This is a genomic window from Stenotrophomonas sp. CCNWLW57, assembly GCF_037203925.1.
GTDB classification, from domain to species: domain Bacteria; phylum Pseudomonadota; class Gammaproteobacteria; order Xanthomonadales; family Xanthomonadaceae; genus Stenotrophomonas; species Stenotrophomonas rhizophila_A.
Genome location: NZ_JBBCBJ010000004.1, coordinates 324,402 through 339,509 on the forward strand (window position 1 = coordinate 324,402; position 15,108 = coordinate 339,509).

The 15,108-nt window shown below is 67.0% G+C and carries 15 protein-coding genes; 6 read left to right on the plus strand and 9 right to left on the minus strand.

All coding sequences use genetic code 11. The features are described from left to right. Positions 1-175: 175 nt before the first annotated feature. Both V9K91_RS11970 and V9K91_RS11975 read right to left on the minus strand, forming a co-directional pair. Complete coding sequence (locus V9K91_RS11970; protein WP_095363406.1) at positions 176-1,381, minus strand: endonuclease/exonuclease/phosphatase family protein; 1,206 nt, start codon at positions 1,379-1,381, stop codon at positions 176-178. A gap of 37 nt (positions 1,382-1,418) precedes the next feature. Next, the gene (locus tag V9K91_RS11975; RefSeq protein WP_336442833.1) at positions 1,419-2,174 is read right to left on the minus strand and encodes an arginyltransferase; all 756 of its coding nucleotides are present in this window, start codon (positions 2,172-2,174) and stop codon (positions 1,419-1,421) included. A gap of 155 nt (positions 2,175-2,329) precedes the next feature. Here V9K91_RS11975 and V9K91_RS11980 point away from each other — a divergent pair, with 155 nt between their 5' ends. Further along, entirely contained in the window at positions 2,330-2,911 is a 582-nt protein-coding gene (locus V9K91_RS11980; protein WP_336442832.1) for an EF-hand domain-containing protein, read from the plus strand. A 68-nt stretch (positions 2,912-2,979) separates the two neighbouring features. Here V9K91_RS11980 and V9K91_RS11985 read toward each other — a convergent pair whose 3' ends face one another. The 4 genes from V9K91_RS11985 to V9K91_RS12000 all read right to left on the minus strand — a co-directional run bounded on the left by V9K91_RS11985 (position 2,980) and on the right by V9K91_RS12000 (position 6,745). Next, positions 2,980-4,194: an RNA polymerase sigma factor gene (locus V9K91_RS11985; protein ID WP_336442831.1), complete on the minus strand. Its 1,215-nt coding sequence runs from the start codon at positions 4,192-4,194 to the stop codon at positions 2,980-2,982. Between the two features lie 297 nt (positions 4,195-4,491). Further along, positions 4,492-5,007: a pathogenicity-like protein gene (locus tag V9K91_RS11990; RefSeq protein ID WP_336442830.1), complete on the minus strand. Its 516-nt coding sequence runs from the start codon at positions 5,005-5,007 to the stop codon at positions 4,492-4,494. A 6-nt stretch (positions 5,008-5,013) separates the two neighbouring features. Beyond that, entirely contained in the window at positions 5,014-5,922 is a 909-nt protein-coding gene (gene tesB / locus V9K91_RS11995) for an acyl-CoA thioesterase II (RefSeq protein WP_068850178.1), read from the minus strand. A 43-nt stretch (positions 5,923-5,965) separates the two neighbouring features. Further along, positions 5,966-6,745, minus strand: coding sequence for an enoyl-CoA hydratase/isomerase family protein (locus tag V9K91_RS12000; RefSeq protein WP_336442829.1), 780 nt, complete (start codon positions 6,743-6,745; stop codon positions 5,966-5,968). Between the two features lie 34 nt (positions 6,746-6,779). Between V9K91_RS12000 and V9K91_RS12005 the strand changes: the two genes are divergently transcribed. Next, the gene (locus V9K91_RS12005; protein WP_336442938.1) at positions 6,780-7,238 is read left to right on the plus strand and encodes a copper chaperone PCu(A)C; all 459 of its coding nucleotides are present in this window, start codon (positions 6,780-6,782) and stop codon (positions 7,236-7,238) included. Between the two features lie 245 nt (positions 7,239-7,483). Here the strand turns inward: V9K91_RS12005 and V9K91_RS12010 are convergent, their stop codons facing one another. After that, a complete protein-coding gene (locus V9K91_RS12010; RefSeq protein WP_306989424.1) occupies positions 7,484-7,891 on the minus strand; it encodes a thioesterase family protein in 408 nt (135 codons plus the stop codon). Further along, a complete protein-coding gene (uvrA, locus tag V9K91_RS12015) occupies positions 7,891-10,896 on the minus strand; it encodes an excinuclease ABC subunit UvrA (protein ID WP_306989421.1) in 3,006 nt (1,001 codons plus the stop codon). The genes V9K91_RS12010 and uvrA overlap by 1 nt, the downstream gene beginning before the upstream one ends. Positions 10,897-11,162: 266 nt before the next feature. On the opposite strand from uvrA, the gene rplU reads away from it, so the two are divergent. From rplU to cgtA, 3 genes are all read left to right on the plus strand, one after another. Next, complete coding sequence (rplU, locus tag V9K91_RS12020; protein ID WP_068850193.1) at positions 11,163-11,480, plus strand: 50S ribosomal protein L21; 318 nt, start codon at positions 11,163-11,165, stop codon at positions 11,478-11,480. A gap of 15 nt (positions 11,481-11,495) precedes the next feature. Beyond that, positions 11,496-11,756, plus strand: a complete 261-nt coding sequence (gene rpmA, locus V9K91_RS12025; RefSeq protein WP_019184517.1) for a 50S ribosomal protein L27 — start codon at positions 11,496-11,498, stop codon at positions 11,754-11,756. 140 nt (positions 11,757-11,896) lie between these two features. Beyond that, positions 11,897-12,946 carry an Obg family GTPase CgtA gene (cgtA, locus tag V9K91_RS12030; RefSeq protein ID WP_070209176.1) on the plus strand — a complete coding sequence of 350 codons (1,050 nt, stop codon included), beginning with the start codon at positions 11,897-11,899 and terminating at the stop codon, positions 12,944-12,946. A 130-nt stretch (positions 12,947-13,076) separates the two neighbouring features. Here the strand turns inward: cgtA and rpsT are convergent, their stop codons facing one another. Continuing rightward, positions 13,077-13,346 (minus strand): 30S ribosomal protein S20, encoded by a 270-nt coding sequence (gene rpsT / locus V9K91_RS12035; RefSeq protein WP_017354922.1) that lies wholly within the window; start codon positions 13,344-13,346, stop codon positions 13,077-13,079. A 116-nt stretch (positions 13,347-13,462) separates the two neighbouring features. On the opposite strand from rpsT, the gene murJ reads away from it, so the two are divergent. After that, on the plus strand, positions 13,463-15,067 hold the full coding sequence (murJ, locus tag V9K91_RS12040; protein WP_068850200.1) for a murein biosynthesis integral membrane protein MurJ: 1,605 nt from the start codon (positions 13,463-13,465) through the stop codon (positions 15,065-15,067). Positions 15,068-15,108 lie beyond the last annotated feature (41 nt).

Genomic DNA, 15,108 nt, shown 5'->3' on the forward strand with positions numbered 1-15,108 from the left:
CCGTGAACCCATCCATGGGGGCTTGTCAAAAACATCCATGTTTTTGACAGTCCCTACGGGGGCTACCCGCCGGCCGCCCCCGAGAGATGGCGTTGTGCGGAACGAACGGCAAGCATGGCCGGTAACGCATTGCAATCATCAACCCGGTAGGTATCGACCGTTGGTCGATATGCTCTTACCGCACGTCCACCCACACCAGGTGGTGGTCGCTGCCATCGGCGATCTTCGCTTCGGGGCTTTCGTTGGCCGGCCAGAACACGCCGCTGCCGATGTAGTTGAAGCCCACTGACGGCAGCACGTAATCCAGCCGCATCGTGCCGGATTTCGGGCCGAAATCGCCGGTGGCGTGGAACGGCGCACCTTTTCGCACGATGCCCTTTTCGGCATAGGCCTGGCTGGTCTGCTCGGCGCCCACGCTGCGCGGGGTCGGGTAGCGCAGCACGCGCGCGTTTTCGATCAGCTCCACGATCGCGTCGTGGCGGCCATCGCCATCCACCGGGTCGTTGTTGAGGTCGCCCAGGATCACGAAGCGCGCGTCCTGTGCGAGCCCGCCGCAGGTGCCCTTGTCATCGCACAGCCAGGGCTTGTCGCCGGCCGACAGGTATTCCTGCCACAGCCGCAGTTCGTCGTGGTTGCGCGCCGCGTTGCGCTTTTCCGGGCCGTCGAACACCGGCGGGGTGGGGTGCGAGACCAGTGCGTGCACCACGCCGTTGGGCGTGGTCACCGGCACGTCCCAATGCGACTTGGACGACAACCGAAGCTGCGACCACACGTGGTCGTTGTAGAACGACTTGCCGCTGCGCGGATCGATCGGGCGCAGCGCGCCGGGCAGCGTGCTCCACTTCAGCAGCTGGAAGCTGCGCACCTTGGCCTCGTCGATCGGGTACCGCGACAGCACCAGCATGCCGTACTGGCCCGGGTGCAGGCCGTAGCCCCAGGCATCGTTGCCGCGGTTGCGGCCGTCGCCGCCGATCTGGCCGTTGTTGTCCAGGTCCAGCCCGCTCTGCACGCCGGTGTTGACCGGGGCCAGGTAGCGGTAGGCGAAGTGCAGCGGCTCACCGCCGCCGGGCTGGGCCACTTCCAGGTAGCGCTGCTGGAACAGGTCGGCGGCGCGGTGGGCGTCGTCGTAGTCGAATTCGTTGAGCAGCACCAGGTCCGGGCGCACCTGCTGCAGCACCGCGGCGATCTTGCGCGCGTGCGCGCTGTCGCCTTCCAGTTCGGCGATCAGCCCGCCGGTCTCGTCGCTGTACAGCGAGGTGTTGTAGGTGGCGATCCGCAGCGGCGCGGAGGTGGCTTCCGGCATGGCGGCGGTCTTGGTCGGGGTTTGGGCGCAGGCGCCGCAGAGCAGGGCCAGGGCGAGGATCAGGGGATGGGCTTTCATCCCGCTATTCTGCACGGGCGGGCATTGCAATGGCGGGTCAGATGCCGTCCAGCGCCTCGTCGAACTCGTGCCAGCGGCGGCCGTTGTAGGCCTCCAGCGGCCGGAAGCGGCGCTTGTAGTCCATCTTGCGGTGGTTGCGGATCCAGTAGCCCAGGTACAGGTGCGGCAGCTGCTCGCGCCGGGCCCAGGCGATCTGCTGCAGGATCGCGAAGGTGCCCAGCCCACGGTGGGCGTGGTCCGGGTCGAAGAAGGTGTACACCGCCGACAGCCCCTGCGGGGTGACATCGGTGACCGCCACCGCCAGCAGCGGGCCCCGGTGGCCATCTACGGCCGGTCCGCGGATTTCCAGGAAGCGACCCTGCGACCACTGCCCGATCAGGAACTGGTCGAACTCGTGCGGGCCGTGTTCGTCCATGCCGCCCTGGGCGTGGCGATGGGTCAGGTAGCGGTGGTACAGCGCGAACTGCTCATCGGTCTGCTCGGCAGCCACGATCCGCACTTCCAGGTCGTCGTTGCGCGCCAGGCAGCGGCGCTGGCTGCGGTCGGGTGCGAAACGGGCCACCGGCACCCGCACCGACACGCAGGCATGGCAGTTGGCGCAGTGCGGGCGGTAGACCAGGTCGCCGGAACGGCGGAAGCCCCAGCTGAGCGCCATCGGGTACAGCGTGCCCAGCCGCTGGTCGTGCGGGTCCAGCACCAGGTCGCGCGCAGCCCGCTCCGGCCAGTAGCCACAGGGATGGTCCCCGGTCTGGAACAGGCGCAGCTCGTCGTCGCGGTCGGTGTGGATCGCCATGCCCACAGCATAGCGCCGGGGCGTCGCAGGCGGCGCGACTGTCTGGCGAATGAACACGGCCCGTGGCGCTGTCAACGCGGCCGGCGCCCGCGCGTTTTCTCTCCCGTGGGTGCCAACGCACCGCACGAAACATCCCCCAAACACCGGAGTGACCCATGCGCAACCGCAAACCCCTTCTGCTGCTGGCCCTGCTGATGACCACCGGCGCTGCCGGCCTGGCGGTGGCCGCCGATACCCCGGCCACGCCCGCCAAGCCGGCCCGCGCGACGCTGGACACCAACGGCGATGGTTTCGTCGACCGTACCGAGGCTGCCAAGTCGCCGCGCCTGGCCGAGAAGTTCGACAGCCTGGACACCAACAAGGACGGCAAGCTGTCCCGCGAGGAACTGCCGCGCTGGCAGGGCAAGCGCCACGGGCGTGGTCCGGGTGGCGGGCATGCGCGCCTGGAAAAGCTGGACGCGAACAAGGACGGCCGGATCAGCCGCGACGAAGCCAAGGCCGACCCGAAGCTGGCCGCGCGCTTCGACCAGATGGACCTCAACAAGGACGGCTACCTGGACAAGGCCGACCGCGAGCTGGGCATGAAGCAGCACCGTGATGCGTGGTTCGCTGCGGCCGATACCAACAAGGACGGCCAGCTGAGCAAGGCCGAATTCGACGCGGCCAAGGGCCCGTTCGGTGGCCCGCGCGGCGAACACCGCGGCGACAAGCCGCCGGTGCCGCCGAAGGCAAAGTAACGTAGCGTCGGGCCCTGCCCGGCAACCAGAAAAAAGCGCCGGTCACCGACCGGCGCTTTCTTCATGCGTCAGATCAACCCGCGCTCGCCGGCCACGGTCAGGATCAGGCCGACGATCACCAGGTTGGTGATCAGCAAAGCAGGTCGTCCGTACATCGACTGGTACACCCAGCTGGGTCCCGTGCGTCCCTTGCGCGCGGCATCACGCGCGATCATCGGCGCCATGATCCGTTGCAGCGGCACCAGGATCTGGTAGTTCACCAGGGCGGTGCCCAGCACCATCGCGGCCAGCGACAGATACACCGGTGCATGCAGCACCGTCAGCGCCAGCACCGCCGCGCAGACCAGCATCGCGGTGAACGTGCTGTAGTGCACGAAGCGATGCACCGCCGCGCGCTCGGCCAGTGTCTGGGTGTAGCAGAGCAGGTAGCGGCCACCGAGGTAGCTGCCGATCACGCCGCCGGCCATCGCGCCGATGGCGATGGTCCAGTTGAACTCCGGGCCGAGCAGGTGGCTCTGGCTGGCTGCCGCGCCCAGCGACCCCATTGCCGCACCGCCGGACAGACTGGCGCCGCCCAGGCCGAGCTTGCTGCTGCCCACGCCCACGCTGGTGCCCAGCAGGATCGCCGCGCTCGCCGTGCCCGGTGCGGCCACCATCACCATGGAAACCACCGCGGTCGCGAAGGCCGCGCTGGGCGCGCTGCCGCGCGCGAACTCGCCGAAGCGCCGCAGCATCTCCTCGCGCACGCTGGCGCGTGCCCGCGACAGGCGCTTGCGCACGGCGGCGTCACTCAGCCCCAGCAGGTTGGCCACCTGTTGCGAGCTCTGGCCTTCGCGGTAGTACAGCAGCAGCGTTTCGCGGCTGTCCTCGGGCAACGCGGAGATGATCTCTTCGGCGGCCACTTCCTCCTCCGCCCGCTGCAGGTATTCCGGCGCGGAGGGGCCCGGGTCGGCGGCCATGCTGATGGCGATCTCGGCGGCCTCTCCCGACAGCGGCCGGCCGCGGTTGGCGCGCAGCCAGTCGCGGGCCAGGTTGCGGGTGATCTGGCGCAGCCAGGGCAGGAAGCTGCCGTGGTTGTGCAGCTGGTTGAGCTGCTGCCAGCCCTTGATGAAGGCTTCCTGCGCGATGTCCTCGCTGGCCTGCACGTCGCGGGTGATCGCCAGCGCGATCGCGGTCACGGTGTTCTGGCAGGCCAGCACGATGCGCCCGTACGACTGCTGGCAGCCGCCGGCGGCGGCAGGCAGTTCGCGGTCCAGCGTGTCGATCAGCGGCAGCGTGGTCATGGCGTCGGTCCCTGTGGGTGGTGACATCATGACGGTGCGGGGCGGGGAATGTGACCGGGGGGCGGGGCGGGGTCGCGCGAGGGGCGCGGTAGAGCCGACTGTCAGTCGACTGCTCTTCGTTCCGGCATCATGAGCGCCTGACAGGTGGCTTCGGCAGGCGGTAAACGTCGACCACACCATCGGCGTGGTGCGTTACGGTCTTCGGACGCTTGGGCCGCGCTGGCGCGCGGTTGCCGACTGACAGTCGGCACTACGAATTTTTACGTGCGCAGGGAGATCCGGATACGTCGTGTCGGCTCACGGTTGTTGGGTCGGAGGTGTGATCCGGACTCGGACCTCTTCTTCTTCCTGCGCTGGCGCCGGTTCGGCCCCCGGGGCCTGGGGTTGCGCCTGTTGCGTCTGTACCGGCGCGGCCGTCGGGGCACTGCGGTGGCGCATCACCACCACCATTGCCACGGCGGCGATGATCAGCAGCAGGCCGATGCGGATGCGCCAGGCCCAGTTGCGGCGTGGGGCCACGTCGTCGGCCTGGTCGCGGAAGGCGAATTCGGCGGTGGGGTGGTCGCGGCGGGTGGTTTCCAGCAGGCGGGCATCGCGCAGGATTTCGCGCGCGCGCGGCTGGTCGTTGGCGTGTACCACCCACAGGGTGGGGTGGGTGGTGGCCTTGCTGGTGTCCAGGTAACTGAACTGGCTGCCGCGCTTGCTGTGGTACGAGCGCCCGTTGGTGATGCGCACCTCGATGCCGGCATCGCGCAGCAGTTTGGCCACGCCTTCCACGGTTTCCACGCGCTGGCTGGTGAAGATCTGACGCATATCGAATTATTCCTTGGCCGGTACGGCGGCGGCCGCGGCACTGTCATCCACCACGCGGATCAGGCCTTCCTGCGCGGTGCTGGCAACCAGTATGCCGTTGCGGGTGAAGAACTGGCCACGGGCCAGCCCGCGCGAATCCTGTGCGCTGGGGCTGTCCAGCGAATACAGCAGCCAGTCGTCGGCGCGGAACGGGCGATGGAACCAGATCGCATGGTCCAGCGAGGCCATCTGCACGTGAGGCTGGTAATAGCTGATGCCGTGCGGGAAGGTTGCGGTGCCGAGGAGGTGGAAGTCCGACGCATAGGCCAGCAGCGCCTGGTGCAGTTCGGGCGCATCGCCCACCGTTTCATTCAGTCGCAGCCACACCTGGTGGTAGGGCGGGCGCTTGGGCGGGTGCAGTTCATCGCGCGGGTACACGTGGCGGAACTCGAACGGGCCGCCGCGCGAGAGCCAGCGCTGTACCTTGATCGGCAGCCGTTCCAGCACCTCCGGCGGCAGCGGCCGGTTCGGTTCGATGTCTTCCGGCTGCGGCACTTCGGGCATCTTGTGCTGGTGCTCGGCCCCGCTTTCGGCCTGCTGGAACGAGGCGGCGCAGAAGAAGATCACCTTGCCGTGCTGGATCGCGGTGACCCGGCGCACGGAGAAACTGCCGCCATCGCGGGTGCGGTCCACGTCGTACACGATCGGGTGGTCGATGTTGCCGGCGCGCAGGAAATAGGCATGCAGCGAATGCACATGCCGGCCGTTCTCGACCGTGGCCTGCGCCGCCGAGAGGGCCTGGCCCAGCACCTGGCCGCCGAACACGTATTTGGTGCCGATGTCGCGGCTCTGGCCCCGGAACAGGTTGTCTTCCAGGCGCTCGAGCGTGAGCAGGTCGATCAGCTCGGAAACGACGGGTTCTTGCGGCTGGGACAAGGCGGCGGCCTGGCGTTGGGGCGGACGGGAATTATACCGGTGGTCAGGCTTTCCCTAACCGCGCTACCAGCGTCTTCAATGCCTGCTGCGCATCGGGGGCATACCAGGCCTCGACGAACCGGTCCAGCCGGATCAGGTCGGCGTGCAGTGCTTCATGCAGGTCTTCGCGGGCAATGGCGCGGGTGAGCAGCATCGGCTGGCGCGGCAGCTTGAGCAGGCGACCCAGCCAGGCCACCGCGCGCGGCACCACGTCGGCCGGGGCGGCCAGCTCATCCACCAGCCCGATCTCCAGTGCGCGTTCGGCCGGCACCATTTCACCGCCGATCAGCAGCTGCGAGGCGCGGTGGTGGCCGACCACCCGGCGCATCAGGCGCTGGATGCCTTCCGGCGCCACCAGCCCCACCTGCACCTCGTTCAGGCCGATCACCGTGGGCTGGGCCGGGTCCGGGCTGCGCGCCAGGATCCGGTAATCGCAGCACAGCGCCAGCACGCAGCCGCCGGCAGGGGCGTGGCCGGTCAGCGCGGCCACCACCGGCACGCGGCTTTCGGCCAGCGTGCGCACCGCGCCGAAGAACGCCTGCCAGCTGTCCAGCAGCTTGTGCCGGTCCTCGCCATGGCTGAGCAGGTGCGGCACGTCCATGCCGGCGCTGAAGATGCGCTCGCTGCCCGACAGGACGATGCCGTGCACGTCATCGGCCATGGCCTGGTTGATGTCGTGGATCAACTGACGGCACAGCTCGGTGTCCAGCGCATTGACCGGCGGGCGGGCCAGCCGCAGCTCGCGGATGGGGCCATGGTTGATCACCTCGATAAGCGTCGTCATGCTGCGATCTCGTTGCGGGCAGGGAACTGAGGCGATGATAACCAAACCATTCGTGTGCGTATTGTTGGCGATGTGTGCGGCCGCAGCATCGGCCACAGCGGCGGAGCCGTCGTGTGTGACGGTGCGCGAGGGCTGGGTGCGGTTGCCGCCGCCGGGGGTAACGATGGCGGCCGGTTACGGCGAGATCCATAACGGCTGCAGGACGCCGGTGACCGTGGTGGCCGCCGGCAGCAAGGCGTTCGGCGACGTCTCCCTGCATGAAACCACGCTGGTCGACGGCGTCAGTCGCATGCGTGCGGTGGAGCGGCTGCCGATCGCGCCGGGATCGAGCGTAACGTTGAAGCCCGGCGGCCTGCACCTGATGTTGATGCAGCCGGAAGTGCCGCTTGCGAAGGGCGGCCAGGTGCCGTTGCGTTTGAGTTTGGAAGACGGCCGTAAGGTGGACGCGATGCTTGCCGTCCGTGCCGACGCCCCTAGGTCGGCAGCGCGGTAGACAGCGTTAGCCTCGGAGAAACGTCATGCGTTCGTCGCACGTAGACGATTTCAGTGCAGTCGTTTGGGAACCGACCCTACCGGCGCCATGCCCCACTGCGTCGGTGATGCGGGTCGGGCGCGGACCCGCTGGTAGGGTCGCTCCCCAGACGACTGCACGCGGAGCGTCCACGAGCGGTAGGGCATGACCACAAACGCAGACGCCTGTTGAACGAAACAGGCCGCCTCATCGGCGGCCTGTCTGATTCAAGTAGACGCGTTGCGGATTGCGTCCGGAAGCGGGGCGCTCTTGCCGGTCTGGGTATCCATCCACACCACCACCACGTTGCCGTCCGAATACAGCGTGCTGTCGTTCTTCTGGTCCACGATGCGGTGGCCGATGGTCACGCTGCTGTTGCCCAGGCGCTCGACGAACAGCTCCACCACGATGTCGTTGGGCCACACGATCGGCAGGCGGTAGTTGACGTTGGTGGCGGCCACCACCGGCGCGATCCGGTCGGTCATCGCCACGCCTTCCACGCCCAGCATCCAGCGCACGCGCGCCTCTTCCAGGTAGGAGATGTACTTGGCGTTGTTGACGTGGCCCATGCTGTCCATGTCGCGCCAGCGCACGCTGATCGGTACGCGGGCCAGGATCTTGTGTTCGCTGCTCATTACTTCTTCTTCGCCTTCGTGGTCTTGGCAGGGCTGGTTTTGCTGGGGGTTACCGCACGCGTGGCGGCCACCGCCTTCTTGGCCACCTTGGCCGGCTTTTCCGGCTTGGCCTTGCGCGGCGGGCGGGCGTCGGGCTTGTTGGCCACCGCGGCCGGGCGTTCCGGGCGCGCGCTGACCGAGGGCAGCATCTTGGCCAGGAACTGGCCGGTGTACGACGCCGGGTGCGCGGCCACGTCCTCGGGCGTGCCGGTGACCAGGATGGTGCCGCCGCGGTGGCCGCCTTCCGGGCCCAGGTCGACGATCCAGTCCGCGGTCTTGATCACGTCCAGGTTGTGTTCGATCACCACCACCGTGTTGCCTTCGTCGCGCAGCTTGTGCAGCACGCCCAGCAGCGCTTCGATGTCGTGGAAGTGCAGGCCGGTGGTCGGCTCGTCCAGGATGTACAGCGTGCGCCCGGTATCGCGGCGCGACAGCTCCTTGGACAGCTTCACACGCTGCGCTTCACCACCGGACAGCGTGGTCGCGCTCTGGCCCAGCTTGATGTAGCTCAGGCCCACGTCCACCAGCGTTTCCAGCTTGCGCGCGATGCTCGGCACCGGTTCGAACAGCTTCAGCGCATCTTCGACGGTCATCTGCAGCACGTCGTTGATGTTGTAGCCCTTGTACAGGATCTCCAGCGTTTCGCGGTTGTAGCGCTTGCCGTGGCACACATCGCAGGGCACGTACACGTCCGGCAGGAAATGCATTTCCACCTTGATCAGGCCATCGCCCTGGCACGCTTCGCAGCGGCCGCCGCGCACGTTGAAGCTGAAACGGCCCGGCGAATAGCCGCGCGCACGTGCTTCGGGCACCTGCGCATACAGCTCGCGCAGCGGGGTGAACAGGCCGGTGTAGGTGGCCGGGTTCGAACGCGGGGTGCGGCCGATCGGCGACTGGTCGATGTCCACCACCTTGTCGAACAGGTCCAGGCCTTCCACGTCCTTGTAGGGCGCGATCGGATGCGAGGAGCCGTTGATCTCGTTGGCGGCCAGCGAGAACAGGGTGTCGTTGATCAGGGTCGACTTGCCCGAACCGGACACGCCGGTGATGCAGGTCAGCAGGCCCGACGGAATGTCCAGGTCCACGCCCTTGAGGTTGTTGCCGCTGGCACCGCGCAGGTGCAGCGTCATCTTCGGGTTCGGCTTGTGCCGGCGCGCGGGAATCTCGATCGCGCGCTTGCCCGACAGGTACTGGCCGGTGAGCGAACGCGGCGCGTCCAGGATGTCCTGCAGGGTGCCCTGGCCGACGATCTCGCCGCCGTGCACGCCGGCGCCCGGACCGATGTCCAGCACGTAGTCGGCCAGGCGGATCGCATCTTCGTCATGCTCGACCACGATCACCGTATTGCCCAGGTCGCGCAGGCGGGTGAGGGTGCCCAGCAGGCGCTCGTTGTCGCGCTGGTGCAGGCCGATGGAGGGCTCGTCGAGCACGTACATCACCCCGACCAGGCCGGCGCCGATCTGGCTGGCCAGGCGGATGCGCTGGGCTTCGCCACCGGACAGAGTGTCGGCCTTGCGCTCCAGCGTGAGGTAATCCAGGCCCACGTCGACCAGGAAGCCCAGGCGCTCGCCGATCTCCTTGACGATCTTGCCGGCGATCTCGCCGCGCCAGCCGGGCAGGGTCATGCCGCTGAAGAACTTCAGTGCCTCATCGATCGGCAGCACCACCAGTTCCGGCAGCGCACGGTCGGCCACGAACACGTTGCGCGCGGCACGGTTCAGGCGCTGGCCCTGGCATTCGGGGCAGTTGCGTTCGCTGATGTACTTGGCCAGCTCTTCGCGCACCGCCGCCGATTCGGTTTCCTTGTAGCGGCGCTCGAGGTTCGGAATGATGCCCTCGAAGCGGTGCTTGCGCTGGGTGCGGCCACCGGCTTCGGTGAAGTAGGTGAAGGTGATGGTTTCATCGCCGCTGCCGTACAGCACCGCCTTGCGCACCGGCTCGGACAGGCTCTGCCACGGCGCGTCGGTGTCGAACTTGTAGTGCTTGGCCAGCGAGGCGATCAGCTGGAAGTAGTAAGCATTGCGGCGGTCCCAGCCGCGCACGGCGCCGGCCGACAGCGACAGCTCCGGGTGCACCACCACGCGCGAGGGATCGAAGAACTCGGCCATGCCCAAGCCATCGCAGCCCGGGCAGGCGCCCACCGGCGAATTGAACGAGAACAGGCGCGGTTCCAGCTCCGGCAGCGAGTAATCGCAGACCGGGCAGCTGTACTTGGACGAGAACAGGTGGGCCGGGGCATCCTCGACATCCAGCGACTGCACCGAGACCATGCCGTCGCCCAGCTTCAGCGCGGTTTCAAAGCTTTCGGCCAGGCGCTGCTTGATGTCTTCACGCGGGCGGAAGCGGTCGATCACCGCTTCGATGGTGTGCTTCTGGCGCAGCGCCAGCGGCGGCACCGCATCGATTTCATGCAGCGCACCGTCCACCCGCACGCGCACGAAACCCTGCGCGCGCAGCTGGTCGAACACCTGGGCATGCTCGCCCTTGCGCTCGCGGATGACCGGGGCGAGCAGCATGTAGCGCTGTTCCGGGTCCAGGGTCAGCACGTGGTCCACCATCTGGCTCACGGTCTGCGCTTCCAGCGGGTAGCCGTGGTCGGGGCAGCGCGGGCTGCCCACGCGGGCGTATAGCAGGCGCAGGTAGTCGTAGATCTCGGTGATGGTGCCCACGGTCGAACGCGGGTTGTGCGAGGTCGACTTCTGCTCGATGGAGATCGCCGGCGACAGGCCTTCGATATGATCCAGGTCCGGCTTTTCCATCACGCTCAGGAACTGGCGGGCATAGGCCGACAGCGACTCCACGTAGCGGCGCTGGCCTTCGGCGTAGATCGTGTCGAAGGCCAGCGAGGACTTGCCCGAGCCGGACAGGCCGGTAATGACAATCAACTTGTCGCGGGGCAGGTCGAGATCGATGTTCTTGAGGTTGTGCGTCCGCGCGCCGCGGATGCGGATGAAATCCATCGCCATGGGGGATCCGTTGAAAGTGGGGCAAGCGGAGACGGCAATCGGTCAGCCTACCGAGCTTGGGATTTGGGGGCAATCAGCGACATTGCCAGCCCCTTGTCTCATCTATTGAGACCGGCGGGCCCTGAACCTGAACGGGGTTCAGGGGAGGACGGCTCAAAGCAGGGGGTGGGTTGACCCGGGCCGGGGTGAGTCATTAAAATCCCGCTTCTGTCCGCCCTCGATGGCGGCAGTCCATAGACCACAATAACTACAGAGGAAGTCTGGTCATGTACGCAGTACTGGTAACCGGCGGTAAGCAATACCGCGTGGCGCAGGGCGAAACGCTCCGCGTTGAAAAGCTCGAAGTCGAAGTCGGCAACGAGATCAAGTTCGAAGAAATCCTGATGCTGGGTGACAGCGATGGCATCAAGCTGGGCGACGCTCTGAGCGGCGCTTCGGTCACCGCCAAGGTCGTGTCGCAGGGTCGTGCCGACAAGGTCCGGATCATCAAGTTCCGTCGCCGTAAGCACCACATGAAGCGCCAGGGTCACCGTCAGTACTACACCGAAATCGAGATCACCGGCATCGCCGGTGGCAAGAAGTAATAAGGAGAAGCAGTCATGGCACATAAGAAGGGCGTAGGCTCATCGCGCAACGGTCGCGACTCCAACCCGAAGTACCTCGGCGTCAAGATCTTCGGTGGCCAGGCCATCGATGCCGGCAACATCATCGTGCGTCAGCGCGGCACCCAGTTCCATCCGGGTACCGGCGTCGGCCTCGGCCGTGACCACACCCTGTTCGCGCTCGTCGACGGCAAGGTGGAGTTCTCGGTGAAGGGCCCGAAGAAGCGTCGTACCGTCAGCGTCGTCGCCGAAGCCTGAGCTTCGCGGCACGCAGGCGCCCCCGCCCCGGCGTGGGGCCGCTGACGAAAGCCCCGCTTCGGCGGGGTTTTTGTTTTTCACGTTAGACTCTGCGGTCGGGCGCACCCGTTGCCCACCGCCTCCAGTTGGCATCCAGAATCATGAAACTTGTAGACGAAGCAGAAATCCAGGTTACCGCCGGCAATGGCGGCAACGGCTGCGTCGGTTTCCGTCGCGAGAAGTTCATTCCGCTGGGCGGCCCGGACGGCGGCGACGGCGGCAATGGCGGCAGCGTGTACATCCGCGCCGACGAAAACCTCAATACCCTGGTCGATTTCCGCCACGAGCGCATCTTCAAGGCGCAGCGCGGCGAGAACGGCATGGGCCGCCAGGCCTATGGCAAGGGCGGCGAAGACCTGATCATCACCGTGCCGGTCGGCACCGTGGTGATGAACGTGGCCACCGACGAAGTGATCGGCGACCTGACCCAGCACGACGACATCCTGCTGGTGGCCAAGGGCGGCAAGGGCGGCCTGGGCAACATGCACTTCAAGAGCTCCACCAACCGTTCGCCGCGCCAGTCGCTGCCGGGCGAGGAGGGCGAGGAGCGCCTGCTCAAGCTGGAGCTGAAGCTGCTGGCCGACGTCGGCCTGCTGGGCTTCCCCAATGCCGGCAAGAGCACACTGATCCGCGCCGTGTCCGCTGCCACCCCCAAGGTGGCCGATTACCCGTTCACCACCCTCTACCCCAACCTGGGCGTGGTGCGCGTGGAGAACTACCGCAGCTTCGTGATTGCCGACATTCCCGGCCTGATCGAAGGTGCCGCCGATGGTGCCGGCCTGGGCGCGCAGTTCCTGCGCCACCTGCAGCGCACCCGCCTGCTGCTGCACCTGGTGGACATCTCCCCCATGGAAGGCGGCGTGGAAATCTCGCCGATCGAGCAGGTCCGTGCGATCGAGCGCGAGCTGGCCAAGCATGACCCGGAGCTGCTGGAAAAGCCGCGCTGGCTGGTGCTGAACAAGGCCGACCTGATGTTCGAGGACGAGGCCAAGGCCGCGGCCGAGAAGATCATCGCCGAGCTGGGCTGGACCCAGCCGTGGTACCTGGTCTCGGCGCTGGGCCGTGAAGGCACCTGGCCGATCATGACCAACATCATGGCCTTCTTCGACCGCCAGAAGGAAGACGAAGCGGATGCGCGCAACGCGCTCTGACGCTGACGTTGCTTCCTCGGGAAACCCGGCTTCGGCCGGGTTTTTCTGTGGGGCTGCCAGCCACGCAAAAAACCCGGCCGGGGCCGGGTTTTTGTACCGCACGCCGCGCCAGGCGCGGCGTTGCGCCGTATCAGGCGGCCTTGAGGGCCTTGATGCGCGCGGTCAGGCGGCTCTTGTGGCGAGCGGCCTTGTTCTTGTGGATCAGACCACGCGAGCTGAAACGGTCGAGGATCGGCTGGGCGACGGCAAAGGCTGCCTCGGCGCCGGCGGCATCGTTGGCGTCGAGCGCCTTGATCACCTTCTTGACAGCGGTGCGCAGCATCGAACGCTGAGCCGTATTGCGCGCGTTGCGCACGACGGTCTGCTTGGCGCGCTTCTTGGCGGACTTGATATTGGCCACAGTGGTGGTTTCCTGAAAAATCGGTGTAATGGGAACAGCAAGCTGGAAAGTATGATGGCTCGAAAAATGTACGTCAAGTCAATTGTCAAGAGGAAACACGGGTGAGTTCACCAAGGATGTTGCGCGGGCTGCTGTCTTTCAGCAGCATGACCATGATTTCACGGGTGCTGGGCCTGGTCCGCGACTTGGCCGTCACCACCACGTTCGGCACCAATGCGGTGACCGACGCCTTCTGGGTGGCCTTCCGGGTGCCCAACTTCCTGCGCCGCCTGTTCGCGGAGGGTTCGTTCGCGACCGCCTTCGTGCCGGTGTTCACGGAAGTGAAGGAAACCCGTTCCCATGAGGAGCTGCGCGAGCTGATGTCGCGCGTGGCCGGCACCCTGGGCGCGGTGCTGCTGCTGGTCACCGCGCTGGCGCTGATCTTCGCCCCGCAGCTGGCCACCCTGTTCTCCAGCGGGGTCGACACCGACCCGGCCAAGCACGGCCTGCTGGTGGACCTGTTCCGGCTGACCTTCCCGTTCCTGCTGTTCGTCTCGCTCACCGCTTTGGCGGGCGGTGCTTTGAACAGCTTCCAGCGGTTCGCCATGCCGGCGCTGACTCCGGTGATCCTCAACCTGTGCATGATCGCCGGCGCGCTGTGGCTGGCACCCCGGCTGGGCGGCACCCCGGAAAAGCAGATCCTGGCGCTGGGTTGGGCGGTGCTGGCCGCCGGCGTGCTGCAGCTGCTGTTCCAGCTGCCATCGCTGCACGGCATCAACCTGCTCACGCTGCCGCGCTGGGGCTGGACCCACCCCGGCGTGCGCAAGGTGCTGACCCTGATGGTGCCGACCCTGTTCGGCTCCTCGGTGGCCCAGATCAACCTGCTGCTGGATACCGTGATCGCGGCCAAGCTGACCGATGGCTCGCAGTCCTGGCTGTCGCTGGCCGACCGCTTCCTGGAGCTGCCGCTGGGCGTGTTCGGGGTAGCGCTGGGGACGGTGATCCTGCCGGCGCTGGCCCGCCACCATGTCAGTACCGACAAGGCCGGCTTCTCCAGCGCGCTGGACTGGGGCCTGCGCACCACGCTGCTGATCGCCGTGCCGGCCATGCTCGGCCTGATGCTGTGCGCCGAGCCGCTGATCGCCACGATCTTCCAGCATGGCCAGTTCACCGCCTTCGATACCCGCATGACCGCGCTGTCGGTGTACGGCCTGAGCTTCGCCCTGCCGGCCTTCGCCCTGCTCAAGGTGGTGCTGCCGGCGTTCTACGCCCGCCAGGACACCCGTACCCCGGTGCGCGCCGGCCTGGTCGCGCTGGTGGCCAACATGGTCTTCAACTTCATCCTGCTGGCCGTGCTGTACCACGTGATGGTGCCCGAGGCGCTGAAGGCGCAGGGCGTGTGGGTCGCACTGGGCAAGCAGCCGGGCCTGCACCTGGCGCTGGGCATTGCCAGCGCGCTGTCCAGTTACCTGAATCTTGGCCTGCTCTGGTACTGGCTGGGCAAGACCGACGTGTACCAGCCCAAGGCCGGCTGGGGCGGCTACGTGACCCGCCTGGGCCTGGCCTGCGCGGCCATGGTGGCGGTCCTGCTGGGCCTGCTGCAGCTGATGACCGACTTCACCGACATGGACAAATGGCACCGGATCGGCAACCTCGCGCTGCTGGTCGGCGGCGGTGGCCTGACCTACCTGCTGGCCCTGGTCGCCATGGGCTTCCGCCCGCGTCACCTGCGCGAGCATTGATCCATGGGCACCCCGGCTATACTTCATGGCTATCCCTTGCA

What these genes read in the sequence shown, in the direction of transcription:
- V9K91_RS11980 (WP_336442832.1), top strand. Translation starts at nt 2,330, where the DNA reads ATGCGCAACCGCAAACCCCTTCTGCTGCTGGCCCTGCTGATGACCACC.
- V9K91_RS11970 (WP_095363406.1), bottom strand. Translation starts at nt 1,381, where the DNA reads ATGAAAGCCCATCCCCTGATCCTCGCCCTGGCCCTGCTCTGCGGCGCC.
- uvrA (WP_306989421.1), bottom strand. Translation starts at nt 10,896, where the DNA reads ATGGCGATGGATTTCATCCGCATCCGCGGCGCGCGGACGCACAACCTC.
- cgtA (WP_070209176.1), top strand. Translation starts at nt 11,897, where the DNA reads ATGAAACTTGTAGACGAAGCAGAAATCCAGGTTACCGCCGGCAATGGC.
- murJ (WP_068850200.1), top strand. Translation starts at nt 13,463, where the DNA reads ATGTTGCGCGGGCTGCTGTCTTTCAGCAGCATGACCATGATTTCACGG.
- V9K91_RS11985 (WP_336442831.1), bottom strand. Translation starts at nt 4,194, where the DNA reads ATGACCACGCTGCCGCTGATCGACACGCTGGACCGCGAACTGCCTGCC.
- rpmA (WP_019184517.1), top strand. Translation starts at nt 11,496, where the DNA reads ATGGCACATAAGAAGGGCGTAGGCTCATCGCGCAACGGTCGCGACTCC.
- rplU (WP_068850193.1), top strand. Translation starts at nt 11,163, where the DNA reads ATGTACGCAGTACTGGTAACCGGCGGTAAGCAATACCGCGTGGCGCAG.
- V9K91_RS12010 (WP_306989424.1), bottom strand. Translation starts at nt 7,891, where the DNA reads ATGAGCAGCGAACACAAGATCCTGGCCCGCGTACCGATCAGCGTGCGC.
- V9K91_RS11990 (WP_336442830.1), bottom strand. Translation starts at nt 5,007, where the DNA reads ATGCGTCAGATCTTCACCAGCCAGCGCGTGGAAACCGTGGAAGGCGTG.
- V9K91_RS12005 (WP_336442938.1), top strand. Translation starts at nt 6,780, where the DNA reads ATGATAACCAAACCATTCGTGTGCGTATTGTTGGCGATGTGTGCGGCC.
- V9K91_RS12000 (WP_336442829.1), bottom strand. Translation starts at nt 6,745, where the DNA reads ATGACGACGCTTATCGAGGTGATCAACCATGGCCCCATCCGCGAGCTG.
- V9K91_RS11975 (WP_336442833.1), bottom strand. Translation starts at nt 2,174, where the DNA reads ATGGCGATCCACACCGACCGCGACGACGAGCTGCGCCTGTTCCAGACC.